The organism is Agarivorans gilvus, from assembly GCF_001420915.1.
In the GTDB taxonomy this organism is placed as follows: domain Bacteria; phylum Pseudomonadota; class Gammaproteobacteria; order Enterobacterales; family Celerinatantimonadaceae; genus Agarivorans; species Agarivorans gilvus.
The window spans coordinates 28,419-54,013 of sequence record NZ_CP013021.1 but is presented as its reverse complement, the minus strand read 5'-3'; the positions used below and the strand labels follow the sequence as shown (position 1 = coordinate 54,013).

The 25,595-nt window shown below is 46.0% G+C and carries 23 protein-coding genes and 5 tRNA genes; 11 read left to right on the top strand and 17 right to left on the bottom strand.

Going from position 1 to position 25,595, the window contains the following annotated elements:
• Positions 1 to 171: 171 nt before the first annotated feature.
• On the top strand, positions 172 to 867 hold the full coding sequence (locus tag AR383_RS00310; RefSeq protein ID WP_055731315.1) for a type 2 periplasmic-binding domain-containing protein: 696 nt from the start codon (positions 172 to 174) through the stop codon (positions 865 to 867).
• Between the two features lie 69 nt (positions 868 to 936).
• On the opposite strand, the gene AR383_RS00305 is transcribed toward AR383_RS00310, so the two are convergent.
• Together AR383_RS00305 and AR383_RS00300 are read right to left on the bottom strand one after the other, a co-directional pair.
• Positions 937 to 1,632, bottom strand: a complete 696-nt coding sequence (locus tag AR383_RS00305) for an SHOCT domain-containing protein (protein ID WP_055731314.1) — start codon at positions 1,630 to 1,632, stop codon at positions 937 to 939.
• Between the two features lie 543 nt (positions 1,633 to 2,175).
• Positions 2,176 to 3,081 (bottom strand): LysR family transcriptional regulator, encoded by a 906-nt coding sequence (locus tag AR383_RS00300; protein ID WP_055731313.1) that lies wholly within the window; start codon positions 3,079 to 3,081, stop codon positions 2,176 to 2,178.
• A gap of 108 nt (positions 3,082 to 3,189) precedes the next feature.
• On the opposite strand from AR383_RS00300, the gene AR383_RS00295 reads away from it, so the two are divergent.
• Positions 3,190 to 4,128 carry a DMT family transporter gene (locus AR383_RS00295; RefSeq protein WP_083481442.1) on the top strand — a complete coding sequence of 313 codons (939 nt, stop codon included), beginning with the start codon at positions 3,190 to 3,192 and terminating at the stop codon, positions 4,126 to 4,128.
• A gap of 61 nt (positions 4,129 to 4,189) precedes the next feature.
• A complete protein-coding gene (locus tag AR383_RS00290; RefSeq protein ID WP_055731312.1) occupies positions 4,190 to 4,543 on the top strand; it encodes a HopJ type III effector protein in 354 nt (117 codons plus the stop codon).
• A 42-nt stretch (positions 4,544 to 4,585) separates the two neighbouring features.
• Here the strand turns inward: AR383_RS00290 and AR383_RS21650 are convergent, their stop codons facing one another.
• From AR383_RS21650 to AR383_RS00260, 7 genes are all read right to left on the bottom strand, one after another.
• Entirely contained in the window at positions 4,586 to 4,831 is a 246-nt protein-coding gene (locus tag AR383_RS21650; RefSeq protein ID WP_198150195.1) for a hypothetical protein, read from the bottom strand.
• On the bottom strand, positions 4,789 to 5,115 hold the full coding sequence (locus tag AR383_RS21645) for a hypothetical protein (RefSeq protein WP_198150194.1): 327 nt from the start codon (positions 5,113 to 5,115) through the stop codon (positions 4,789 to 4,791). The genes AR383_RS21650 and AR383_RS21645 overlap by 43 nt, the downstream gene beginning before the upstream one ends.
• A gap of 42 nt (positions 5,116 to 5,157) precedes the next feature.
• Complete coding sequence (locus tag AR383_RS00280; RefSeq protein WP_055731311.1) at positions 5,158 to 6,348, bottom strand: MFS transporter; 1,191 nt, start codon at positions 6,346 to 6,348, stop codon at positions 5,158 to 5,160.
• A gap of 137 nt (positions 6,349 to 6,485) precedes the next feature.
• Entirely contained in the window at positions 6,486 to 9,794 is a 3,309-nt protein-coding gene (locus tag AR383_RS00275; protein ID WP_055731310.1) for an AsmA family protein, read from the bottom strand.
• A 2-nt stretch (positions 9,795 to 9,796) separates the two neighbouring features.
• Positions 9,797 to 10,495 (bottom strand): AsmA family protein, encoded by a 699-nt coding sequence (locus tag AR383_RS00270; RefSeq protein WP_198150193.1) that lies wholly within the window; start codon positions 10,493 to 10,495, stop codon positions 9,797 to 9,799.
• Positions 10,496 to 10,707: 212 nt separating this feature from the next.
• Positions 10,708 to 11,883 (bottom strand): glycoside hydrolase family 5 protein, encoded by a 1,176-nt coding sequence (locus tag AR383_RS00265; protein ID WP_083481440.1) that lies wholly within the window; start codon positions 11,881 to 11,883, stop codon positions 10,708 to 10,710.
• 192 nt (positions 11,884 to 12,075) lie between these two features.
• Entirely contained in the window at positions 12,076 to 12,477 is a 402-nt protein-coding gene (locus AR383_RS00260) for a DUF5329 family protein (RefSeq protein ID WP_055731307.1), read from the bottom strand.
• Positions 12,478 to 12,670: 193 nt separating this feature from the next.
• Here AR383_RS00260 and AR383_RS00255 point away from each other — a divergent pair, with 193 nt between their 5' ends.
• The 6 genes from AR383_RS00255 to AR383_RS00230 are packed head-to-tail and all read left to right on the top strand — an operon-like array spanning position 12,671 to position 18,473.
• Positions 12,671 to 15,466, top strand: a complete 2,796-nt coding sequence (locus AR383_RS00255) for a monovalent cation/H+ antiporter subunit A (protein WP_055731306.1) — start codon at positions 12,671 to 12,673, stop codon at positions 15,464 to 15,466.
• Positions 15,466 to 15,819: a Na+/H+ antiporter subunit C gene (locus AR383_RS00250; protein ID WP_055731305.1), complete on the top strand. Its 354-nt coding sequence runs from the start codon at positions 15,466 to 15,468 to the stop codon at positions 15,817 to 15,819. The genes AR383_RS00255 and AR383_RS00250 overlap by 1 nt, the downstream gene beginning before the upstream one ends.
• Positions 15,819 to 17,336: a monovalent cation/H+ antiporter subunit D gene (locus tag AR383_RS00245; RefSeq protein ID WP_055731304.1), complete on the top strand. Its 1,518-nt coding sequence runs from the start codon at positions 15,819 to 15,821 to the stop codon at positions 17,334 to 17,336. The genes AR383_RS00250 and AR383_RS00245 overlap by 1 nt, the downstream gene beginning before the upstream one ends.
• Before the next feature lie 19 nt (positions 17,337 to 17,355).
• Positions 17,356 to 17,832: a Na+/H+ antiporter subunit E gene (locus AR383_RS00240; protein WP_157051608.1), complete on the top strand. Its 477-nt coding sequence runs from the start codon at positions 17,356 to 17,358 to the stop codon at positions 17,830 to 17,832.
• The gene (locus AR383_RS00235) at positions 17,826 to 18,095 is read left to right on the top strand and encodes a K+/H+ antiporter subunit F (protein ID WP_055731303.1); all 270 of its coding nucleotides are present in this window, start codon (positions 17,826 to 17,828) and stop codon (positions 18,093 to 18,095) included. Before AR383_RS00240 ends, AR383_RS00235 begins: the two co-directional genes overlap by 7 nt.
• Before the next feature lie 9 nt (positions 18,096 to 18,104).
• On the top strand, positions 18,105 to 18,473 hold the full coding sequence (locus tag AR383_RS00230; protein WP_055731302.1) for a Na+/H+ antiporter subunit G: 369 nt from the start codon (positions 18,105 to 18,107) through the stop codon (positions 18,471 to 18,473).
• Between the two features lie 83 nt (positions 18,474 to 18,556).
• On the opposite strand, the gene clpX is transcribed toward AR383_RS00230, so the two are convergent.
• The 3 genes from clpX to tig form a co-directional block, all read right to left on the bottom strand.
• Positions 18,557 to 19,837: an ATP-dependent protease ATP-binding subunit ClpX gene (clpX, locus tag AR383_RS00225; protein WP_055731301.1), complete on the bottom strand. Its 1,281-nt coding sequence runs from the start codon at positions 19,835 to 19,837 to the stop codon at positions 18,557 to 18,559.
• Positions 19,838 to 19,950: 113 nt separating this feature from the next.
• Positions 19,951 to 20,574, bottom strand: a complete 624-nt coding sequence (gene clpP, locus AR383_RS00220) for an ATP-dependent Clp endopeptidase proteolytic subunit ClpP (protein ID WP_055731300.1) — start codon at positions 20,572 to 20,574, stop codon at positions 19,951 to 19,953.
• Positions 20,575 to 20,663: 89 nt separating this feature from the next.
• Positions 20,664 to 21,965: a trigger factor gene (gene tig / locus AR383_RS00215; protein ID WP_055731299.1), complete on the bottom strand. Its 1,302-nt coding sequence runs from the start codon at positions 21,963 to 21,965 to the stop codon at positions 20,664 to 20,666.
• A 419-nt stretch (positions 21,966 to 22,384) separates the two neighbouring features.
• Between tig and AR383_RS00210 the strand changes: the two genes are divergently transcribed.
• Positions 22,385 to 22,753, top strand: a complete 369-nt coding sequence (locus tag AR383_RS00210; RefSeq protein ID WP_083481439.1) for a hypothetical protein — start codon at positions 22,385 to 22,387, stop codon at positions 22,751 to 22,753.
• 160 nt (positions 22,754 to 22,913) lie between these two features.
• On the opposite strand, the gene AR383_RS00205 is transcribed toward AR383_RS00210, so the two are convergent.
• From AR383_RS00205 to AR383_RS00185, 5 genes are all read right to left on the bottom strand, one after another.
• Positions 22,914 to 22,990, bottom strand: a tRNA-Pro gene (locus AR383_RS00205).
• A 46-nt stretch (positions 22,991 to 23,036) separates the two neighbouring features.
• Positions 23,037 to 23,121 (bottom strand) — tRNA-Leu (locus tag AR383_RS00200).
• A 42-nt stretch (positions 23,122 to 23,163) separates the two neighbouring features.
• Positions 23,164 to 23,239, bottom strand: a tRNA-His gene (locus tag AR383_RS00195).
• A 32-nt stretch (positions 23,240 to 23,271) separates the two neighbouring features.
• Positions 23,272 to 23,348, bottom strand: a tRNA-Arg gene (locus AR383_RS00190).
• Positions 23,349 to 23,393: 45 nt separating this feature from the next.
• A tRNA-Pro gene (locus AR383_RS00185) sits at positions 23,394 to 23,470 on the bottom strand.
• Between the two features lie 436 nt (positions 23,471 to 23,906).
• On the opposite strand from AR383_RS00185, the gene AR383_RS00180 reads away from it, so the two are divergent.
• On the top strand, positions 23,907 to 25,571 hold the full coding sequence (locus tag AR383_RS00180; RefSeq protein WP_055731298.1) for a putative transporter: 1,665 nt from the start codon (positions 23,907 to 23,909) through the stop codon (positions 25,569 to 25,571).
• The last annotated feature ends 24 nt before the right edge of the window (positions 25,572 to 25,595 follow it).

The following is a 25,595-nucleotide window of genomic DNA, read 5'->3' as shown; positions in this document are numbered from 1 at the left end:
TTAATTCAAAGCTGAGCCAACAATTGGCTACACCACAAGCAACTTGGATGTTTTTCAATCTTTTCCGCTAATAAAGACTTGAGCCAACAAGCTAATTAACTATACTGCGTCGCTTTGCTAAGAAGGCTATTTTGACACCTTTTACTTAGACTACCTGTGATAGGAGTTCCGTTGAAAGCGATCGTTTTATGCTTATTGCTCATCGTGCCGAATTGGCTTTTTGCTAAACCAGTAATGCACGTATCTTCAATTAATCAAGAAGCGAATTCAACCTTAGTAACAGGGGTTCAGCAGGCTTATGCTCAGTTAGGATTAGATACATCCATAACTCAAATGCCAGCGCTACGCGCGATAAGACAAGCTGAACAAGACCAAGAGTTTGACGCCGTATTGGCTAGAGACGCATCCACTCAAGTTCTGCTTCCTCACTATTTACAACTCGATGTTCCCATTCAACAGGGGCAGATCGTCGCCTATTCAAAGCAACACGGCATAGTGATCAAAAACTGGCAAAGCCTGCGTAACTATCGCCTAGCTATTGTTCGCGGTATTTTAACGGTGAGCCAGCCACTTAGCTTTCACCGCAAACTAGAGGTAGTGAATACGCCTCATCAAGCCATGCTGATGCTGCAGCGTGATAGAGTCGACTTAGCGATATTGCCAAACAACTTTGCTCAACGAGAACTGGATCATCATCACTACCCTCAAATAAAACAAGTGGCGGTGCTAAAGGAATATTCTCTTTACCACTACCTACATGAAAAACATGCGGAGTTAGTTCCAGCGTTAAGTCGAGCTTTAGCGCAAAGTTTTAACCAGCTAAATCTACCGAAGGGTCAACTGACCAACAGCCAAACCATAAACTAAACATTAAGGTCAAAGATTGTCTGCTTCCCCATCATTGCCATGATGAGCGGAGCCTTGGAAAAAAGAGGCTTACAGTTCGAGTAACTGTTTCTTCTTCGCTGTAAATTCCTGCTCACTAATAATGCCTTCCTGGTACAACTGATGAAGCTCGCGTAACTGCTCGGAAACCGGCTGCTGAGAGCCTTGGGTTTTAGGCGTTTGCAACTTTGCTTGCTCGACTTCTGTTAATGGTGGAAGGTCATCTCTGAAAGAAATTAAAGTGTTGTATGTTTTATTGACCACTGCGCCGCGGTTAAGGGCTCTGAAATAGCCGGTATTACCTTGCTCAACTAACTCATAACCCTGTTGGGATTTTAGGTAGGCATAATCTTCACCATGGATGACCTCGGTAATTTTACCGCCGCTAAAGCGAACATAATATACCGTCCAGTCGGTGCTATCGCCGGAGAGAAACTTATACACAGCCTTCTCAGGTACTGCCACTTCTGCTACCCATGCATACCATATTACCTCTGAGCCAGAGTGTGACACTTTATAAAACTTCACCGGGCGGCGAATTTTAAAATCTAAAAACTCAGGATGATGTATCGTCGCAAGTTTACTAAAATCTTGCCTAATCACTCGTTGATAATCGCTGGGATAAGCGCCAAAATCATCACTACGCTTAGCGAAAGTATTGGTGAGATTGCTTTCAACACTAGCGCAGCCCGACAAGCCCACCAGCACACACACTAGCAATAAAAAACTGTTAGATAGTTTAATCATAATTATTCCCTATTTATTACCCAAACATCGACCTATAAAAGGCCATTATTTGAGAAACCGGCCTTACGGGCTAAGGCTATCTCTTAACCCAATTGTCCGATGTTCCATTTACCGCTTCTAATATCTGCGCAACCACCATAATTAACAGATCCCAGCGTTTAAGATGCAGATTTAAATCAATTTAATCTTTCAAATTAACCATCCGGGCTAAATTATCAGAAGCTGAGCAACAACCCACTATGCTTTAAGATCTCTAAAGATATCGAATCTTTACTGGTTGGAAGGCAGCATGGGGAGGCTGGGCTTTATTATTTTCTTTACTCTTAATAAGCGGCCATCTTAACGCCAAAGCGCAGCCCCATATTCCTCTGCTTTGGCGCAAAGTCGGAAACGACATTACTTAATGAGTGCGCCAACATTGGCTATTAGTTGGTGTATATGCACCTACCGGTGTTGAGAGCAACTCAGCAAAGGCACTGTGAATTGAAGCCTATATAACGGAGCTCTTTGAATAACTGGTCGCAAACCCGGCGATTTAGGCCACTAAGCACCCCAGTGGCGTTGCTCCTGAGCAAAGTGCTCCACAGCAAAATCAATAAATACCCTTACCTTCGCTGGTAGAAACTGGCGCTCGGCAAATACCGCGTGAATGCTTTTACTGGGCATCTCATAATCTTCAAATAGTGCTTCTAAGCGCCCTTGTTTAATATCAGGTGCGGCAATGAAGGTGGGTAGGCGGCCAATTCCTAGTCCCTGCAGCATCGCTTCGCGCATCGCCTCGCTGTTATTTACTCTAAAATTACCTTTAACTTCCACAGCCTGGCTTTGGCCATCACGAATAAACAACCACTCTTTAACGTCACGGGAATAAGTAAATTGCAGGCAATTATGTTGCCGTAATTGCTCAAGCTCACTAGGGCGACCGTATTTATCCAGATAGGCCGGAGAAGCGCACAATACGTTATACAGGGGGGCCAGTTTTCGCGCGACCAATGACGAGTCGGGTAAATCGCCCGCTCGAATCGCAACATCAAAGCCCTCTGCGACTAGGTCAACCTGCTTATCGTCCATCACCATATCGATGCTGATCTTCGGGTAGAGTGCTAAAAACTTGGCAATTAGCGGTGCAATATGTAAACGCCCAAAAGACATCGGGGTATTAATCCGCAGGCGCCCTTGCGGCTCGCCTTGTAATTGTGCCACTACATCTTCGGCTTGTTTAGCCGAATGATAAGCTTGAGCAGCGTATTGATAATACTGCTGACCGGCCTCAGTCAAACTCAACTTACGCGTTGTACGTTGTAGGAGCTTCACCCCCAGCTGCTGTTCTAACAGGTTAATTCGTTTACTGACCGCAGATTTAGATATCCCCAAATCACGTGCAGCAGCCGAAAAGCTGGCGCTCTCCACCACCGCCACAAATACCGGAATTGCCGAAAACCCTTCCATAAACCCACCATTGTAAACTTTATCTCAACAGTATATGTCAAATATAACTGATTAACAGAAACAAACTATACGATTACAATGCTCACCTAAGCAACTTGAGACGAAATCATGCAATACCTTTCCAAACTAGAATCGATTAATACCACCCCCTCACAGGTAGAGAGTAAGCTGCCAATTCACGCCTTAATGTTACTAATGGTAACGCTGGTGGCTAGTTCGTTTCCGGTAGGCGCGGCAATTACTCATGACTTGCCGCCAGTCGTCATGATGTTTTTGCGTTTTTTAGCTGCTGCACTGTTTTTTGCTCCCTATGTTTTTGGTAGAAATGGGCTTACTCTACCTCCTGCTAAAGCACTACTAAACTATGCGCTGCTAAGTTTGCCCTTGGTCGGCTACTTCTGGTGTATGTTTGAAGCACTGCGCACCACCAGCGCGCTTAATACCAGCGCCTTGTATACTACTTTGCCCGCCATGACTGCCATTGCCAGCTTCTTCGTAATTAAACAAGCGCGCTGTGGGCGACGCTCTTTAGGCCTGCTCAGCGGCACTATTGGCGCCTTATGGATAGTCTTTCGTGGCGATCTAAGTGCGCTGCTAAGCCTGCAATTAAACGCCGGTGATTTGCTCTTTTTATTTGGCTGTATCTTACTGAGTTTATATAACGCCTTTCTTAAGAAGGTTTATAGCGGTGAGCCTCAAGAAGTGATGACGTTCTGGGTAATTAGCTTTGGCGCCTTAGCCTTATTACTGGTTTCTTTGCCCAGTTTCGGCCAAGTCACTTGGGCAGAAGTTGAACCAAGCACCTATATTGGAGTACTTTACTTAGCCCTATTTACCACCCTATTCACCTTTTTCTTATTGCAACTGGGAACTCAAAAACTGGGACCAACTAAAGTAGCCGCCTATAGCTACCTAACACCAGTCTTAGTGATGATATTTACGGTTGTGTTGGGCACCGAACAACTCTCTTGGCGCTTAGCACCCGGGGCGTTATTGGTGATGCTAGCCATGTGGTTGATTCAAACCCAACCGCGCGCTAAAGCTTGACCGAAGCCAGCGGAGGAACTATGGTGGGGCCGATTTTCCCCCAACATACAGGATGTAAGGTATGCCACAGGCAGATATTGCAAGCTTTATTGAAGTACTGACAAACGACCCACAACAAGTTCGTTTTGAAGATAGTATCGCGTTGATTGACGCCAACTACGATTTTAGCCCTTGTGCATTTAGTAACGGCAGCCAACAAAATGCTGCTGGCGAAAACAATGGTTCATGCAAAGTGTTCGCCTTCGCCCAATTAAATCAGTTGGATAAACAGCAAACGCTGCATATTTTTGGCCAGTACTATCAAGATGTCTTAGCCAAGCCCTATGCTGAAGACCACCAAAATATTCGCCAATTTATTCAAAACGGTTGGGATGGTATTCAATTTAGCCAAGCAGCATTAAGCGAAAAAGCCTAAGCCCGTATTCAACAAAAGCCGCTACTGCGGCTTTTTATTTAACTAAACCTCACCCTGCAGCACTGTCGCGATAAAGGGCAAATTTCTATAACGCTGCTGCCACGGCAAACCATAACCCACCAACAAATCGTCATTAGCTAACTCATAAGCATAGTATTGTGGGCAGGGAATATTCACTCGGCTCGGTTTTACTAACAAGGTGGCGATGGCCAGCGAACTTGGCGAATATTTGCTGAGATAAGTAACTAAGCGCTGCATGGTTGAGCCAGATTCCAGAGCATCATCCACCACCAGCACTGGCTTATTGGCAATACTAAGGGTTTGCTGGTAAACAATGGGGATTGGTTGTCCCGGTCACCCGGCGTATGCGGGCAAGCGATATAGTCCATCGCTAAATCAAATTCCAACTGGCGTACTAAGTCGGCAGTAAAGAGTATTCCACCAGGTACAACACTAATAACGACCACCGACTGGCCTTGATAATGTTGATTAAGTTGCCGAGCCACCTGCGCGACCCCTGCGCTTATTTGCTGCGAACTAAACAGCGTATCGCCTATCACGTGCTGCTGCATATTTGCTCCTTTGCTTGTTCGCTCAACCTGCCATCGCTAATATTATGCGGTGGGAATGTCTAGCTTAACTGACCCTGTACCGCTGGAACATCTTATTAAACGCTCTGTGCTTATCAGCATTAAACCGATAAAACCTATCAATATTAAAGGCAAAACCATAAACGAACTGGCTGCGGCCGCTAAACCAACAAGCGGTGGCATGATGGTGCTCCCCACATAAGCACAGGCCATAGATAAACCAATAATAGCTTGAGAAGCGCGTTCACCAAAACGCTGCGGCGTGAGATGAATAGTATTAGGATAAACTGGCGCACAGCCCAAACCAATCAGTACTAGCCCAGATTTGGCCAGCAATGGCGACTCGGGAAGCATTAACATTAATACTCCCAATAACAGGGTAAACAAGCCACCTCGTACTAATTGATGCTCAGCCACAAATGAGGCCGCAAAACCACAGAAAAAACGTCCAAAAGTAATGCCCAAGTAATACATGGCGGTCCAAAAAGCGGCATTAGCAGCGCTTAGCCCGTGCTCGCTAATCAGATAACTGGCGGCCCAAAGTCCAGCTCCCAGCTCTAGCGAGCAATAACAAAAAAAAGTCAGCAGCTGCCATTTCACCCCTGCTATTTTAAGCGCACTACGGTTACTTAGCGGCTTAACGGGCTTGGCTTGAGCGCCCACTTGAAGGCGCAAGCTCTGCTGCCAAAGAGGCAAAGCTACCAGCAAAACCGCCACCAGCACAAACTGAAGATAGGAAATACTCGCGTAACCGGCCCGCCAACCCAATTGTTGGCTTAAAAACCATGCCATTATCATCGGCCCGAGTGTCGCTCCCACTCCCCAAAATGAATGCAGATAATTCATATGTTTAGACTGGTAGTTCACCGCCACAAAGTGGTTTAAGGCAGCATCAACCGCACCAGCTCCCAAACCTAAAGGAATAGCAAATAGCACTAGTAGATACACATGCTCGGTAATACTAAAACCATACAGTGCGATGGCTGTCATCAATACACTCACCAACACCACTTTACCGGTACCCCAGCGATAGGTTAGACGGGTCGATAACAGACTAGAGAATACCGTGCCGGAGCACACAACAACCGATACCAAGCCGGCAAACTCAATAGCACTATTGAGTTCACGGTGCATCACTGGCCAAGATGAGCCAAGTAAAGAATCAGGTAGGCCTAAGCTAATAAAAGCTAGATAGATAATCACTAACAGCAACAAGGCGGGTTTCTCTCTTAGATAGTTTAGTTTGTCACCTTAGCGGCTAAGCACTCTGGAGCATAGCGGCTTTGCTGTGTATAAATGCAAGCCAGCTAGCAATTCGTTATGAAAGCTCTATCAGGTGTATTCAACACGCTTTAATTCTGCTCGCTAGCTACACTTTGCAGCTTTGCCTGCTGCCAAGCTTGATGACATAGTTCACTGCCATCGGCCTCTAAAGGTGCTTCTATTAACCAACGTAGCGGGCTTACTACTGGGCTAGTGACAAACCGTAAGGTGGTACCAATCAGCCCACCTCGCGCAATGCCCACCTTAAAATCATCAAAACTACCGGAAACCTGAACTGGCGTGGCCAAACCAAATATCTGAGCTCGTTTAGCCTTAGGCCTCAATAGCATGCTTAGCTGCTGTTGCTTAAAGTCAACTTCGGTTTCGCCTAAGACTCGCATTCGAGAGGTATCGGCCAACAAAACGCTTTGCGCCAGTTGCCCATCGTGACTGTCAAACGCAGCCACCACGCAATTTAATACCGACTGTTCTTCGTCGTCTAGTTTAGGTACCACCGCATTGGCCAGGCTTATCACCCAAAAATCCATAATGCCCGCTTCAAACTGCTCTGGCCAAACCGCAAAACCCACCTGACCATTAGCATTTTCAGGCCAGCGGCTCAGTTGTTCAAAGCGACTATTCACATCTAAATGCAAATTAAAGTGGCCATTCATCTCACTGCCCGGCTTAATCCGTCGAGCCAGTAAGCCATAATCGAAGTTGTCGATATCGGCTTTTATTTCACTATAAAAACCCGAATCTAAAGCATTAAGTTGAGCACTCAGCTTAATTTCGCCGCCAGGTAAGGCCAACCATAGTGGCGCTACATTCAGCCGCCCCTCATTGAGTTGCCAGTACAGCTTCCCCTCGCCCAGCCAATCTTCACCCGACTTGACCCGCGCAACATCTAAGGCAAAATCGGCATTTACTCGCCTTAATACTGCCTGGCTTAACAGCGCTTGTGGCGCTTCAGCTGCAAGTGCCGCGTTATCAACACTCTCTTGTTTATGCTTGTTCCGCGCCTCTCCCTGGCTTGGCTTAGGCGGCATAGTTTGTTCTAAACCTTGCCAGTCGCCTAGTTTAAAATCATCCAGTTGAATATTGTTAGCCCGCAAAGCAATCGCTAACTGCGGCTTGGGCTTGGCGGTAATCAAACTGGCAGAACCACTCAGTTCACTGGTGGCCACAGCCAACGCCATCTTGTTCAGCGCGTAGCCTTGCTGATCGATGTGTAGCTCTCCACTGAGTTTAATCGGACCAAACGGCGGCAGTTGAATACCGTGTAAATTATCGAGCTGATTTAAACTAGGACTACTTAGCTGCATGGCTAAGCGTAGATTATTTGCTGAAATGGGCCTGGGCAGCGTGGCCTGAGCGCTTAATTCCACCTTATCGATATTCAACTGCAGATCTATGGGTAACTCGCTGGGGCGCTGAGTAAATTCAGCGAGGCTCAAACTGTTTAATTCAAGCGCCAATGGCAATTGTTTAAGCTGTCCGGTTAAGCTTAAACGCAAGGGTTGCTGAGGACTGGCGGTTAAGCTTCCTTGGTTTAAGGCGACGCTAGCGCGGGCTTGAGTATTGGGATCAACTAAATGCCAGTAGCCACCAATCAGCTTGGCAGAAAGCCGCGTACTAGCGAGTAACTGAGCAGCATTATCGCCACTTAATGATAAATCAAGTTCAGCTCGTTCTAAGCTTAAATCCACCTGCTCGGCAATATTCAACTGTTTTAGTAATTGCCCAACCTTGGGCTGATCACTGGCAATGGAAAAGTCCATTCGTAGCGGCGAGCGACGCAGGTCTAAACTGACATTACCCGCTATTTTACTTTGTGCAAACTCGCCACTAAAAGGAGCGTTTTGCAGCCAGCCGTCTCGGGCGATGGCCTGTAGCTTTATTTGTTCAAAATGATGTTTGCCAAGCACCAGAGTATCGATACCAATGGCTAAGTCGGCATCTTGAATCGCTAGACCTTGGGGCAAGAGCGGCAAATGTATATCGAAGGTGTCGTCAGTCTTAGTAGCATTGACAGTTTGACTTGGGGCGGGCTTAGTCTGCTGCTCAGGAAATAAAGCTAACAACTGGCTAAGATCGAGGCGCTGCCAATCAGAGCGAATATTCAGCAGGCCTTGCTCGCTCTGCTGGTTAGCCCAACTGACGTATAGCTTGCCCAAACTGTCGGCCACCTGTAACTGACTAACATCTAGCTCAGACCCGCCCTTTACCGCCTTTAAGCCAAGCTTTAGCTTTGCTTCACCCTGAGCACTGTTATTCACGCCCAACCATGCTGCCAACAAACCAATACGTGGAGACTCGGCACTAAGCTGTAAACTAGCGCCTTGCTGCCAAAGCCCACTGGGCAGTTCACCATTTAGGTTAAGCTGAACCGCTGGCGAGTTTACTTGCATCCGCACCAACCAAGCTTGCTGTTGTATTAAGGCCTGCAAGGGACTGGTATAAATCTGCGCGCTTAGCGGTACATCCAGCAGCACCCCGTCAACATTAAGCTTCAGCTCTGTAGCTATACTCGCTTCAATGGTCGCATTATTAATATCTAAATGAGTCCCCTTAGGTAGTGTTAAGCGCGCATCTTCAATGCGGTAGTGTAAACGACTAGTCTCTATCAGCTCGGCCAGTTTGCTTCCTTCGGCATTGATCCGTAATACCGAGCGGCCAATACTGCCGGAGCTTCCCGCTAACATAGGAATATGACTCACCAACTTGTCTAGAGGGGATGTCTTAGCGACTAAGCGCACCGAGCCAACTAAACGTTCATCTTTGATATTTGCTTTCAGATTGCCGCTAAAACGGATGTCATCGATCACCGCTTGCAAGGGGGCTTTAAGCTGTTCACCCTCAATTTTCAAACCCACACTTAGCTCCGATACCTGTTGGGCTAAGCCGCTCACTTCACCAATCGATAAAGACAAATCAGCATCTGCTTGGTTGAGCCAATACCGAATAATCTGCAACAACGGTAACTCTTCAGCTTCAGGGGTATGTGTTTGGGCCACCGGTCGACGCGGCTGCTGGCTTGCCACATTATCGCTTTGCGCGAGTTCAACGTCGGCCTGTTTTAACCAAGCGCTCAAGTCTAATTGGTCTATCTCAAGTTTACCGTTTATCGCCACCGGTGAGTGCCCATTAAGCGCCACACTTCCCGATAACTGACTCCCCGCCAAACTGGCCTGTATGGGGGAAAGACTGTACGCTCCCGGCTTACCGTCGAGGCGGGTAGCCAATTTAATTGGAGCAAGATGGGCAAAATCGTCTCCTAATAGGCGCGTAATAGAATCACCATTTTGCCAGTCAAGCTCTAATTCTAAATAGCTGTTGTCTTGTGGCTGTGGAGCCAGTTGCCCGTTTAATGCTAACTTGGCATCCGCCACTTGCATGGCTAATTGAATAGCCCCGCGTGCCCTTGCAGTAAGGGCTCTAGTTGCCAGCGAGAATCCAATTCATAAGGCTCGTTCAACATACTGCCATTGGCCTTCATGGCGAGAGTATCGCTGTCTAGAGAAACTAAGATGAGCTGCTCAAGCTGCCAGTTCAACACGGCTTCTGCGGCTTGGTCGCTGTAGCTTATTCTGGCGTCGCTAATTAGGATCTGCTGCTTGATGTTAAAACTGTAGTTCATCCCCTGCCAAGCCAAAGTTTGGCGCTCAGTCTTCTGGCTATGGGGCTCGCCAGACGCCGGCTGACTGGCCGCTATAGAGCCCCACAATTGCCAGTTATTTTCAGCGGCAGGTGTTTTGATTAAGTCTAGGTGGAAACCATCGAGCAAGATCTGCTCTACCTCTAAATGCCTAGAGATGAGTGGCAGTATATGAATCTGTGCGCTCGCCTTGCGGATCGAGGCAAATATTGGCTCACTAAAGCCTTGTGGGTTGGCTATTTCCACCCCCTCAACGCTAATCGCCGGGCTGAACGATAACTCAAGTTGAATAGGCCCAGTGATACGCACGTCGCGTTGCAGCTGTTGGCTCAGTAAAGTAGTGACTAACTCACGGCTGTCACCTATTTCAACCTTTAAACCAATCATGAGAGCCATAATAGGTAGCAGCAAAATCGCCAGCACCACCATTAGAACAATCATACTTCGCTTTAACCAAGGCTTCATAGTTATCACAACCCGCACCGCGCATATAAAGAAAAAAGCTATTAACGTATGGCTAATAGCTTGAATTTAATATTTATATTGTAGACGGACTAATAGATGCTAGCTGGTTTGATTAGCAATAACATAATCACCGGATAAACCCAGTTTAGTGCCAAGCAGCCTTTGAACAGGACTTCCCTCAATAAAGCTTATGATTGAGGAATTAAGCCCTGCATCAATGCTGGACGCCATTCGCCAGCCTCGGCATTATAGGCACCGAAACCAGAAGCATACTCCCAATACGCCCAGCTAATATTGCGTTTTTCTGCTTCGCGGGCAATAAACGCCGTCCATGCACGTTGATACTCGGCAGCAGCGTATCCGGAGTAAACACCAAATTCCCCCATATATATTTCAAAGCCACGCCCTGGCTGCTCGTTCCAAGCGCTCACTCTGTCAAACAAGGCAATCAGGGGTTGCTGGTCAGATTGCGTGCCCAACCATGGAGTACCTATCCAATCATTAGCGCCAGCCACCCAGCTCGCCCCTTGGTGAGTAAAATGAAACGGTTCGTAATAGTGAACAGTGATAATGGTATTGTTAGCATTCACGCTGGCGGGCAGCTGTAAATGAGTTAAACCGTCGGGGTGTCCCCAATTGGCGGTGCCAATCACTATTTTGCGCTGCTGGTCGCCATTGTTTTGCTGATCGGCCATGTTAGTCCAAATTAAATCAGTTAAGCGAGCAACAATATCATTCCAATCATCATAACCAATGCTGCCATTAGGCTCGTTGAGCAATTCAAACATGACTTGCTCTTGACCATATTCGCTAAGCGGAAAGGCTTGACTTATTTGTTGCCATATTCCGACTAAACGCTTGATATGCACCTCTTGCATAGCCTCACCGTCGTTCATCATGGCTTCATAATGATGCACATTAATCACCACTTTAAGCTGCTCGGCTAGAGTCCAGTCCACCACTTGTTTAACTCGCGCTATGAAATCAGCGTCAATTTGATAAGGCGCATTGGCAGCGGCATGTGCTGTCCAACGAATCGGGATCCGTACTGTTTTAAAACCGGCCTCAGCAATTCTATGTAGATCTTCTTCAACTATCACCCGTCCTTCGGTCCATTCCCCTTCACTAGGCGCTTCTAGATAATTACCTAAATTAATACCACGTCCCAGTTTTGTTTGAGTCAGCCCACCACTGGCGTTCCATTCATACATGTCGGTGTAATAAACATCGTCAAGTTGAACTTGAGCGTCACTCGGGGCGCCGGTGGAACTGCCGCCTCCACACGCAACTAACAACAAACTGGGCACACTTAATAAACATGCCACTAGCAATGATCTCGATACGTCCATAATATTCTTCTTCATAGGCTAATTAATGCCTGCTAGGCTAAGGGATAAGTGCTAGCTCGGCTAGCCTCATTGAGGACAAAATGAAAAGCTTTTGTTGCTCCTCACAACAAAGCTAAAGGCATGAAAATAAGGTCAAATTTATTTCAAGTTCGATAACCGATTCTGTGAGCGCACTAGGATTGACTAGCCACTCTACAAGCACTAAGGCTACTGTTGGTCATAAATGGCCAATTGCTGGTACAACCAAACCGCAGCGTCTACACGTTCGCCGTTTGGCCATTCTATTTGGTAAGGCTTACCACTAAACGAGGATTTACTGGCTAATTTGTCAATAAACATCTCTGCAGTCCATTTTTCTTTAGCTGGGGCAAACCAGCTGTTTTGACCTCGTCGCAATTTCATTCTGAGATGAGCAGCGGCTTCTTGTGGACTATGCTCGGTGCCGTTTCGAATGAACCGCAATTGGGCATTTTCAATGGCGCTTATTAAAAAGTTTATCCGCTGCTGTTGTTGCGGCCAATTGGATTCGGTAGCTTGACTAAACGGCAGAATCAGTAACCAGCAGCTGCACACCAATAGGGCTGCAACGAATAAACGGTTTATGCTCATGCTTTCCTCTTTTTCCATATCGGCTAAGTCTACAAGTGTAAACCGATCTGGGATTAGCTCAATACAGCAATTACCCTTATTTTATTCAAGGATAAGCCCATTAACTAATCTCACTAAAGCGTGGATATTCAAGCCAATACTAGCTATGATTTTTCATAATAACCAAATAATTAGCTGATGGAGCAGAGCTGAAATGCACTATTTTTGGGTACCTTTTTTACCCATGTTGGGGATTATTGTTCCTTTGCTAAGCAATCGACTCAGTCGCAGTGCCTGTGCCTTTGCCACCGCGCTACTTCCGGCGCTGGCACTGGCTTTAATTTTGTTGGATATGCCGTCGGTGCTACAAGGGCAAGCCTTTGTCGATAGCATAGAATGGATCCCACAACTTGGGCTAAGCCTTTCCTTTCGCCTAGACGGCTTATCGGTGTTGTTTAGTTTGCTCATTTTGGGCATAGGCTTGTTGGTAATTTTATATGCTCGCTATTATCTTTCTGAAAAAGACCACATGGGGCGGTTTTACTGTTACCTGATCATGTTTATGACCGCCATGCTCGGCATTGTTATGTCTAACAATATGTTGCAGTTATGGTTTTTTTGGGAGCTCACCAGCATCAGCTCCTTCTTGTTGATCAGTTTTTGGTCCCATAGCAGTGAAGCACGCAAAGGTGCGCGCATGGCACTGACTATTACCGGCGCTGGCGGCTTAGCGCTACTGGCGGGAATTATTCTACTCGGGCAAGTGGTGGGCAGCTATCAGTTAGATGTAGTGCTCGACAGTAAAACGTTGGTGCAGCAACACCCCTATTACTATGCCATTCTGGCTTTATTTCTGTTAGGTGCTTTTACCAAGTCGGCACAATTCCCCTTCCATTTTTGGCTACCCCATGCGATGGCGGCCCCCACCCCAGTGAGCGCTTATTTGCACTCGGCCACTATGGTAAAAGCCGGCATTTTCTTATTGGCTCGTTTTTATCCGGTGTTGGCGGGTAGCGAAGTATGGTTTGTGGCAGTGTCACTAACTGGCTTGTTCACCCTGCTACTGGGTGCTTATACCGCCTTATTTAAACATGACTTAAAGGGCCTACTAGCTTACTCCACCATTAGCCATCTTGGTTTAATTGTCTTGCTGCTAGGTTTGAATACCCAGTTAGCCGCCATTGCCGCGGTGTTTCACATCATTAACCACGCCATCTTCAAGGCCTCGTTATTTATGGCGGCGGGCATTATTGACCATGAATCAGGCTCGCGCGACATGCGTAAGCTAAACGGCCTTTGGAAGTACATGCCCATTACTGCCACCTTAGCTATGGTGGCCTCGGCATCAATGGCTGGAGTGCCACTGCTCAACGGCTTTTTATCTAAGGAAATGTTCTTTGCCGAAACCCTAGACCAAAGCATTTTGGGTTCGCTATCTTGGTTAATTCCCGTGTTGGCCACTATTGGCGGTGCCTTTGCGGTGGCCTACTCCCTGCGTTTCATTCACGATGTATTTTTTAACGGCGAGCCCAAAGGTTTAAGCAAAACGCCGCACGAACCGCCGCGCTACATGCGGGTACCAGTAGAAATTTTAGTGGCACTGTGTCTATTGCTCGGCATCGCCCCTAGTGTGACCATTGGACCACTACTAAATAGCGCATCGCTAGCGGTATTACACCATCCGCTACCGTACTTTAGCTTAGCGATTTGGCATGGCTTTAACGTCCCCTTGTTAATGAGCGCACTGGCGATTGCTGGTGGCTTGGCTATATATCTAAACCGTAAGCCACTGTTTAGATTTGCGGCCTTATTCCCGGTAGTTGACGCCAAAATAGAGTTTGAAGGCGCCATTCAAGCCCTTGTTCGAGCAGCTCAAAAAATCAATGACTATTTGGAATCGGGCTCCTTGCAACGCTATGCATTTTGGCTGTGCTTCTTCGCCTTACTGCTAAGTGCCCCACCGCTGTTTGAGCTTGAATCCAGCCAAGGCCCCATCGCCGAAATGCCGGTTAATGGCGCCATTATTATCGCTGCCATTTTATTAATCGCGGGCTCTTTGGCTACATTGATTTGGAGCCACTTACGACTGATTGCCTTATTAATGTTGTCTTTAGTGGGCTTAGTGGTATCGATTACCTTCGCCTATTTCTCGGCACCAGATTTAGCACTCACTCAACTATCGGTAGAAGTGGTTACGGTTATTTTGCTGCTGTTATCCTTATACTTCTTCCCCCAGCAAAGCCCCACCAGTAAAAGCCGTCCCAGCCACTTTGTACGAGACTTGGCCTTAGCCTCTTTCTTGGGCTGCGTGATAGGCAGCTTGTGTTTTGCCTTGATGACTCACCCGCTCGATAGCATTTCCGATTACTTTATTGCCAATGCTAAAACCGGAGGCGGTGGTACCAACGTGGTGAACGTGATATTGGTCGATTTTAGGGGCTTCGATACTTTTGGTGAGATTACCGTATTAGGTATTGCCGCCTTGGGGATCTACAAACTGATTGCTCGTATGCGCTTATCGATACGCACTAAAGACCACGAAGGGCGGGTTTGGGCTAAAGATAAACACCCACTATTGTTGGCGGTGGTATCACAAAGCCTATTGCCTTTGTTCTTATTGGTTTCTATCTATATTTTCATGCGCGGCCACAACCTACCTGGAGGTGGTTTTATTGCCGGATTAATCACCTCTATTGCCTTAATCCAGCAATATTTGGCTCACGGCGTAGAGTGGATGAGCAAACGTGTCAGCATGAGTTACCACTACTTCATCGCTTTTGGTTTATTAACCGCCGCCTTAACCGGCCTTGGCAGTTGGGCCTTTGGCTATCCCTTCTTAAGCTCGTGGTTTGACTATTTCTACCTCCCTTGGGTAGGTAAGTTTGAGCTCACTAGTGCCATGATTTTTGACTTAGGAGTGTACTCAACAGTGATTGGCGCCACCCTGCTGATTTTGGCTAATTTAGGCAAACTCACCACCAAAGAACGACTCACTGTAGGAGAAAGATAATGGAGTTAATCTACGCCGTGTGTGTCGGCTTCATGAGCGCTTGTGGCATTTTCATGATGCTGCGTGGTCATACTTTTACCCTAGTTATCGGTTTAACCTTATTGTCTTATGCGGTTAACTTGTTTCTATTTGCTAGCGGTGGGCTAAGCATTGGTGCGCCAGCGGTATTAAATGGCAGCGAACACTACGCCGATCCCCTCCCTCAGGCTTTAGTGCTTACCGCGATTGTAATTGGTTTTGCGATGACCGCATTTGCGGTGATATTGGCCATGCGTGGACGAGCCGATTTAGGTAATGACCACGTCGACGGCGAAGAGCCCGTTGATCCTCTAGCTCGGGAGGAAAAAGCCTAATGGGCCTACTCGATCACTTAATCATTTTACCGGTACTCATCCCGTTTTTTGTGGCGGTCATTCTGTTATTTCCCCGTTTCAGCGCATCGCTGCCACTACAACGGGCTGTTACGCTTAGCGCAAATCTGCTGCTACTGCTGGTCGCCTTAAGTTTACTGCTCACCATTCGCCAGCAAGGCGTACAAGTCTATGCGCTAGGAAACTGGTCTGCCCCATTTGGTATAGTGCTAGTTGCCGATGCTTTTTCTGCGCTAATGGTGTGTTTAAGTGCGGTATTGGGGCTGGCTGTGACCTTATACGCCTGTGCAGGAGAAGACAAAACCGGCGTATTCTTCCATCCGCTGATTATGTTTCAACTGATGGGGATTAACGGCGCCTTCTTGACTGGCGATGCCTTCAACTTATTTGTATTTTTTGAAGTGCTGCTGATCGCCTCCTACTCGTTGATGATCCACGGCGGTGGCAAACAACGGGTTCAGGCTAATATTCATTATGTATTTTTAAATTTAATTGGCTCTTCGCTGTTCTTATTTGCCCTAGGCACGCTCTACGGCACCTTAGGCACACTGAACTTTGCTGACATGGCGGATAAGATCCCACAACTAGGAGCCAACGAGCTACTGCTGACTAAATCCGGAGCCTTATTACTGTTAGCCGTATTTGGCTTAAAAGCCGCTATGCTGCCCCTACATTTCTGGTTACCTAAGGCTTACTCAACTACCAGTACACCAGTGGCCGCCTTGTTTGCCATTATGACTAAAGTCGGTATTTACAGTATTTGGCGCGTACACGGCGTAATGTTTGGTGACCAAGCAGGAGAACTGGCCAATATCGCTCTACCTTGGTTATGGCCAATTGCGATACTCACCATTGTTATTGGCGCGATAGCCGTTCTAGCCAGTAAAAGCTTACGAGTGCTGTGTAGCAACTTAGTGATTGTATCGGTAGGCACCTTATTGGTTAGCATTTGTTTAAATAGCCAACAAGCCACCAGTGCAGGAATATATTACTTAGTGCATAGCACCATCGCCTGCGCCGCCATGTTCTTGCTAGCGGGCCTAATACAGCAACAGCGCGGTAAGGCGGAAGACCGTTTTGTCAGTGCTAGAGCCATGCCTCAGGCGGCGAAACTGGGCTTTATCTTTGTGTTGCTGGCGATTGCCTTAATTGGCATGCCACCTTTGTCGGGTTTCATTGGCAAAGCACTGATCTTGCAGTCGGTGTACAGTAGCAGCCACATGCTGTGGGTATGGCCCGCTATTTTGGTATCAGGCTTAATTTCATTAGTTGCATTATCTCGCGCCGGCAGCTCATTATTTTGGCGAAGTAACGGCGAGAAAAACAGCAGCGCATTACAAGCTCACCCTGCGCAGTTTCTGGCGCTAGCCATATTAGTTAGTTTGCTGCCAGTTATGGTCATTTTCGGTGGAGCCGTTACTGAATACGCCGAGCTTGCCGCTGAGCAACTCAATTCAGGCCTCAGCTTGCAACAACTTCATGAGGTAAGTCAGCGATGAGAAAATCCAGAAGCTTCCAATGGTTTCCTACCCCTACCACAGTTTATTACTGTGGATAGTGTGGTTGATTTTACACGATTTCAGCCACGGACAAATGCTACTAGGCGCAGTACTGGCGGTAGTCATTCCTTGGATTGTAGCTCCCTTATCTGAAAAAGAAGCTATAGCGAAAAGCCCACTAAAAGTGCTGCTTTACACCAGCCGCCTGTTATACGACATCATTATCTCGAACTTTGATGTGGCAATACGGGTTTTACAGCCTAATCGTAATCTCAAGCCGGCCTTTATTGCCGTGCCTATCAACATTACAGAACCACTACCTCTAACCATTTTCACCAGCAGTGTATCTCTTACTCCCGGTACCTGCAGTGTGGAGCTATCGGATGATAAACGATGGCTGTATGTTCATGTTCTACACATGGACGATGAACAAGCCTTGATAACTCAAATCAAACAACGTTATGAAGCCCCGCTTAAGGAGATTTTTCAATGCTAAGTTATGCCATTGTATTTGCCAGCGCCTTGTTATGTTGTGCTTTGGCCTTAAACACTTGGCGCTTAATTGTTGGACCAAGCGCGCCTGACAGAATCATTGCGGTGGATACCATGTATATCAACAGTATCGCTTTAATCATTCTATTAGGCCTGTATCAGGGCTCTGAGAGCTATTACGAAAGCGCCTTACTGATTGCCCTGTTAGGTTTTGTTAGCACTGCGGCCTTTTGTAAGTACCTATTACGCGGCGATATAATTGAGTAAGGAATCATAATGTCCGGTTTAGTTGAACTAATAGTGAGTCTATTTTTGGTATTGGGAGCAATTGTGATGTTGATTGGCTCTATTGGACTCGCTAAGTTTCCTGATTTTTTTACGCGTCTGCACGCCCCTACCAAAGCCAGTACCTTAGGCGTGGGTTGTATCCTAATTGCCTCGATGATTTACTTCAGCTTCGACTTAGGTCACCTCACCTTAAAAGAGCTATTAATCTCGGTGTTTTTACTAATTACCGCACCCATCGCCGCTCACATGTTAGCCAAGGCCGGCTTACACTATAAAGTGAAACTGAAAGACAATACCCAAAACCAAGTCTTAAGCCAACGGGCCTACCAACATCAAAGCCCTAAAGACGATGAATAACCAATAGTTTTAATTTTGTTCGCCGAACAGACACAAAAAAGCCAGTCAAAAGACTGGCTTTTTATCGTTAAACCAGCGACTAATTAATCGGCGCTGGCCGCTTTATCTTCGCTAGTGTAAATCATGATAGGATCACTTTCGCCTTGAATGACGGTTTGATCAATCACCACTTTACTGATGTTGTCGATAGAAGGTAACTCGTACATAGTATCGAGCAATACCGCTTCTACGATAGAGCGCAAACCACGGGCGCCAGTTTTACGCTCCATCGCCTTATGAGCAATAGCGCGCAGCGCATCTTCACGGAACTCTAACTCAACATCTTCAAGCTTAAACAAGGCTCCATACTGCTTGGTAAGGGCATTTTTAGGCTCACTCAAAATTTGAATAAGTGCGTCTTCATCCAGCTCAGTTAGCGTCGCTACCACCGGCAAACGACCAATAAACTCTGGAATTAAACCGTACTTAACCAAGTCTTCAGGCTCAACTTTAGAGAAGGTTTCGCTCAAAGTACTCTTATCGGCTTCACCTTTCACCTCGGCACCAAAACCGATACCGGTACCGGTTGTGGCACGTTGCTCAATCACCTTATCTAAGCCAGCAAATGCGCCACCACAGATGAACAAGATTTTAGAGGTATCAACCTGCAAAAACTCCTGTTGCGGATGCTTACGGCCACCTTGAGGAGGAACCGAGGCAACGGTACCTTCAATCAGCTTCAATAAGGCCTGCTGTACACCTTCACCCGATACATCTCGAGTAATTGAAGGGTTATCAGATTTACGAGAAATCTTGTCGATTTCATCAATGTAAACAATACCACGCTGCGCTTTCTCAACGTCGTAATCACATTTTTGAAGCAATTTCTGAATGATGTTTTCTACATCTTCACCCACATAACCGGCTTCGGTTAGGGTGGTAGCATCGGCCATGGTAAACGGCACATCAAGCAGGCGAGCTAAAGTTTCTGCCAGTAAAGTTTTACCGCTACCGGTAGGGCCGATTAGCAGAATGTTACTCTTGCCCAACTCAATACCGTCAGCAACATCACCATTACGTAAACGTTTATAGTGATTGTATACCGCTACCGCCAATACTTTCTTAGCGTGGTCTTGGCCAATCACATAATCGTCTAAGTGTTCTCTAATTTCTTTAGGAACCGGTAAGGCATTGCCTTCTTTTTTGTTTGGCGATATTTCTTTTATTTCTTCTCGAATGATGTCGTTACATAACTCCACACATTCGTCACAAATATAGACGGAGGGACCGGCAATCAGCTTTCTCACTTCATGCTGGCTTTTACCGCAGAAGGAGCAATACAACAGCTTACTGTTATCTCCATCACCCTTGCGCTTATCTGTCATTCGCTAACCTCAAACTTTGTAGCAATCTTAAGCTCTTCTTACAGTGTAAAACAAACTGCCCAGAATGCTATTCTCTCTATGCTCTATCCGTACAGACCGTGCCATAAAAAGTGTTATGCACGACGCGCAAAGATATCGTCGACGATACCATATTCTTTAGCTTGTTCTGCTGTCATATAGTTATCGCGATCAGTGTCTCTAGCGATAGTATCAAAACTTTGTCCAGTATGCTCGGCCAACAACTCGTTCATACGACGTTTTGTTTTAATTATTTCATTTGCATGGATCTCAATATCAGAAGCCTGACCTTGGTAACCACCTAGAGGTTGGTGAATCATCACCTTTGCATTAGGTAAGCAATAACGCTTGCCTTTAGCACCACCCGCTAATAAGAAGGCTCCCATGCTGGCGGCCATACCCATACAAACAGTGCTAATTTGTGGCTTAATAAATTGCATGGTGTCGTAAATCGCCATGCCGGCACTAATCGAACCACCGGGTGAATTAATATAAATGAAAATATCTTTTTCAGGATTTTCTGACTCAAGAAACAACAACTGAGCAACCACTAGGTTTGCCATATGGTCTTCAACTTGGCCAGTTAAAAAGATGACTCGGTCTTTTAACAAGCGAGAGTAGATATCATAAGAGCGCTCCCCTTTAGAGGTTTGCTCAATAACCATTGGCACCAAAGCCGCCATGGGATCGAATGCTGACTGATTTACTTCTTTAGACATTGATGCGCTCTTCCTTAAAAAAAATGGCTCGTATGAGTTACATACGAGCCATTATATGCGAGAAAAAGGTAGCTAAGTCAAATTAGAACTTAGTTTACCCCTTGCTTGTTCATAATTTCATCAAAAGCCACTTCTTTTTCAGTTACTTTTGCTTTATCAAGAACAAACTCAATCGCTTGCTCTTCAAGTACCACGTTGCGAACGTTATTCATTAACTCTTCGTTTTTAGCGTAATACTCAAGCACTTCACTTGGATCTTCGTAAGCTGAAGCAAAAGAAGCAATGTGTGCATTTACTTTCTCATCATCAGCTTTAAGTTCATTAACTTTAATTAACTCACCTAGTAATAGACCAGTACGTACACGACGCTCTGCTTGCTCGGTGAATAATTCATCAGGAAGTGCAGGAGCGTTTTGAGCATTTTCACCAAAACGTTGCATTGCTTGCTTACGTAGTTGCTCAATTTCTTGAGAAACTAAGGCCGCAGGAACATCAATTTGGTTTTGCTCTAATAAACCCGCAAGCACTTGTTCTTTAACGCCGGCTTTTAAGGTTTGCTCTAGCTCACGCTCCATATTTTTACGGATTTCAGCTTTAAGCGCGTCTAGCTCACCAGACTCAATACCGAAAAGTTTTACAAACTCTTCGTTTACTTCAGCAAGTTCAGGCTTCTCAACTTTGTTGATTTTAATATCAAACGTAGCAGCTTTACCTTTTAGGTGTTCAGCGTGGTAGTCTTCAGGGAAGTTCACTTCAATGGTGAACTCTTCACCCGCTTTCTTACCTAGAATACCGTCTTCAAAACCAGGGATCATACGACCAGCACCCATAGCTAGGTCAAAACCTTCTGCTTTGCCGCCTTCAAACTCTTCACCGTCAATCTTACCTAAGAAGTCTAAGTTAACGCGGAATTCGTTTTTGATCATGCCCTTGGTTTCTTTCCAAGTAGCTTGTTGCTTACGTAAAGTGTCGATCATGTTATCAACATCTTTATCGCTAACTGTGGCAACTTTTTTCTCTACTTCAATAGCGTCTAAACCAGCTACTTCTACTTCAGGGAAAACTTCAAAAGTTGCGCTGAAACTGAACTCACCATCTTTAGTTTCACCAGGTTGAAGTGCTGGAGCACCAGCTGGGTTCAATTTCTCTTGAATGATTGCTTCGTAGAATGAACGCTGCATCGCTTGGCCTGTCACATCTTGACGAATAGCCGCGCCGTAACGCTTTTTAATCACGCTTACTGGCACTTTACCAGGGCGAAAACCGTCGATGCGGGCACGACGTGATTCTTGCTTTAGCGCTTGATCAATTTGCTGTTCGATTTGTGCAGCGTCAATCGAAATCGTAACACGACGCTCCAAGCCCTGAGTTGTTTCTACTGAAACCTGCATTTTATTACCTCGGCTATAGTCAGCACCCTGCTGACAATTTACTTACGTAAACAATGGGAATTAGCGGATTGCCTTAGCAAACAGCTGTCCTTGATTAAGGGCCCATAATTTCAAAACGCCGCATTATAGCCATGGATTTAGCCAAGGTCGAGACTGATCACCAGATAATCGCCGATATAGAGTAAATATTTGCTGTTAAGCATACTTAGATGCTTCATTTTGTCGCGAAAGAGGGCAAAAGCCAGCCCATTCAGAACTAGCTTGATAAAATCTAAGCGAGGCCGGAAACACAAAATTCTATACTCCGCGGCCATAAAGAAATTGAAATAAAGAACGATGAAAATCAAGGTTTTACATTAGTCTAGCTGGCAGTTGTTATCATCATTTTAGCTTTACTGGCCGTCACTGCTGCACCCAATTTGTTAGCGCTCTCAAGCGATGTGAGAAGCCAAAGCATCGAGCAAATTAGTGTCAGCGTTAAAGCAGCCAAGGATTTATTAACCTTAAAGTTCTATATACCCGGTTACGTGTCTCGCCCTATTCCTGAGCGCGAAGAACTTATTGATGTAGACATCGACCCAAATGGTACTTTTGAGGAGTTTAATCTCGATAGCCCAGAGCTAAGCTTAAAATGGCGTTATTTAGATAATGCTGACTTTACCAAGCGCATTAATATAGACGACAGCACTGCAGTAGAAGAACAAGGTATCAACTTCACCTATTTGAACTATGACAGAAATGCTAGCGGCAATGTTAGCGATGACGCTTGTTATCTTAGATACACCTAAGCCGCTGACGTTAATACACCACCGCGCAACAAATGAGTAAGTGTTAGCTGTTAGCTTATTGAATGTTATCAACTCTGCAAACCGCAGGCTAAGCGGCAGTAACTAGCTTAAGCACGCAAATAAAAAAAAGCCCCGTCATTACTGACGAGGCTTTTTATAGTGGTCGGTGATGAGAGATTCGAACTCCCGACCCTCTGGTCCCAAACCAGATGCGCTACCAAGCTGCGCTAATCACCGAAACTATGAGGTATTTTTAAAGCGCTACCCACGCTTACACCAATAATGGTGCGGAAGGAGAGACTTGAACTCTCACACCTTGCGATACTAGAACCTAAATCTAGCGCGTCTACCAATTCCGCCACTTCCGCAAACTTTTTTCGCTACATTGCTAGGGCAATGGAGTCGAATAATGGGGTGAGTAATGGGATTTGAACCCACGACAACCGGAATCACAATCCGGGGCTCTACCAACTGAGCTATACCCACCACAAACTTTTATGCTACATAGAGCATGTATTTGGCGCACCCTGTAGGACTCGAACCTACTACCTACGGCTTAGAAGGCCGTTGCTCTATCCAGATGAGCTAAGGGCGCATCTTTAGCGTCAAATAGTTCAGTATAAATACTAAACTTAAAATTTGGTCGGTGATGAGAGATTCGAACTCCCGACCCTCTGGTCCCAAACCAGATGCGCTACCAAGCTGCGCTAATCACCGATGCTCTTGATATTACCAAGCCTAACTTGGTCAAGCGCAAATTTGCGCTGAGATGATACGCTATCAAGCTACGTTATTCATCACTGTTCAACGACAACCTTGTGCCCTTCAACGGAGGCGAATACTACCCACTTGGCAGGTCAGCGTCAAACAGTTTTTTAATGATATTTTCCAATTGCTCACAGCGTAAACAAATTGCTGACTTTTCGACAATGGTCTGCTGCAAAAATCAGCAATTACCCCCCAAACAAACTCTTTCATTAATCGCCAATAGGCATAATTACGCAACAAACTGTTTAGTAGATCATAAGTTTGCAAACATCTTCATAAAGCCCAAGTGTTTGTTAATCCAAATCAAAAGTATAGTAATACTAAAGTAGTAGGCTTGTTTTAGTTTGTTAAATTATCTTCATTTTTCAATATAGAAAGGATTCTTATGAGCGATGTAGCATTATCCATATTAGCCTTAGCAGCAGTAGCTGTAATCGGGCTATGGTTTGGTGGTCTCAAAATTCGCGGCGTTGGTTTAGGTATTGGAGGCGTGTTGTTTGGAGGCCTGTTTATTGGGCACTTCATCAAACTCTTTGGCTGGCACCTCGACCCTCATGCCTTACACTTCATCAAAGAGTTTGGGCTTATTCTCTTCGTCTACACCATTGGTATTCAAGTTGGTCCTGGTTTTTTTGCCTCACTGAAAGCCAGTGGTTTGAAACTTAACCTGCTGGCCGTAGGTATCGTATTTCTTGGTGGCGTCACCGCCGTGGTACTGCATTACGCTTTCGATCTTCCTCTAAATGTGTTTTTGGGCATTTATAGTGGCGCGGTAACCAATACGCCCTCGCTGGCAGCCGGACAGCAAATCTTACAAGAGCTGGGTATGAGCATTGACCAAACCTCGGTGCTAGGTTTGGGTTATGCGATGGCCTACCCTTTTGGCATTCTTGGTATTTTACTAAGCATGTGGATCATTCGTTTTATATTTCGTATTAACGTGGATGATGAAGCCACCAAGTTTGATAACGCGAAGGGGAAGAAGAAACAGCGCTTACAAGATATCAACGTTATTATTGAAAACCCCAACCTCAAAGGACTGGCCTTCGCTGAACTTAGCAAATTAATTGGCGATGAAGTCATCTGCTCTCGAATTAAAAGCAACGGCGAATTGAAAGTTCCCACTCCTGATATGCAAATGCAACTTGGCGACTACCTACACTTAGTTGGCCCCAATAAAATCAAGTTGGAGCAAGCTACCTTAATTATAGGTAAAGAAGTTAACGCATCTCTTTCTACTAAAGGAACACAATTGCGCAGTGAACGAATAGTCGTTACAGAAGAGCGCATATTAGGTAAAAAGCTAAGTGAGCTGGATTTAAAACGTAACTTTGATGTGGTTGTTTCTCGCTTAAACCGCGCCGGGGTAGAGCTTATTGCCAACAAAGATACCATTCTGCAATTTGGTGATATTCTCAACATCGTCGGCCCAAGCGAAGACATCGACAAAGTGGCCAAAAGCCTTGGCAACCTGCGCAGTAAGCTGCAACACGTACAAATGTTACCCATTTTCATTGGTATCGGCTTAGGGGTGCTACTCGGCTCTTTACCTTTAGCCATTCCAAGCCTACCCGCCCCATTAAAACTTGGGCTAGCTGGCGGCCCCTTAATTGTGGCGATTATCTTAGCGCGAATTGGTAGCATCGGTCGCCTATATTGGTTTATGCCCCCCAGTGCCAACTTAGCGCTACGCGAATTAGGCATTGTGTTGTTTTTAGCCGTGGTAGGCATTAACTCTGGCGCCAATTTTATTGAAACCTTGTTTGATGGAGACGGACTTAGCTGGATGTTTTATGGCGCCTTTATCACTCTAATTCCTTTATTAGTGATTGGTATTGTTGGACGCTATATTTTCAAAGTTAATTATTTAAGCCTATGTGGTTTAATGGCCGGCTCGATGACCGATCCACCAGCACTGGCCTTTGCTAACTCCATTCACGCCACCAATGGTGCGTCGGCCTTAGCCTACGCCACCGTTTATCCCTTAGTGATGTGCTTGCGGATCCTCTCGCCACAAATTATTGCAGTACTACTGTGGGTCGCCGCGTAATACAAACCTTAGCCTGCCGCGGCA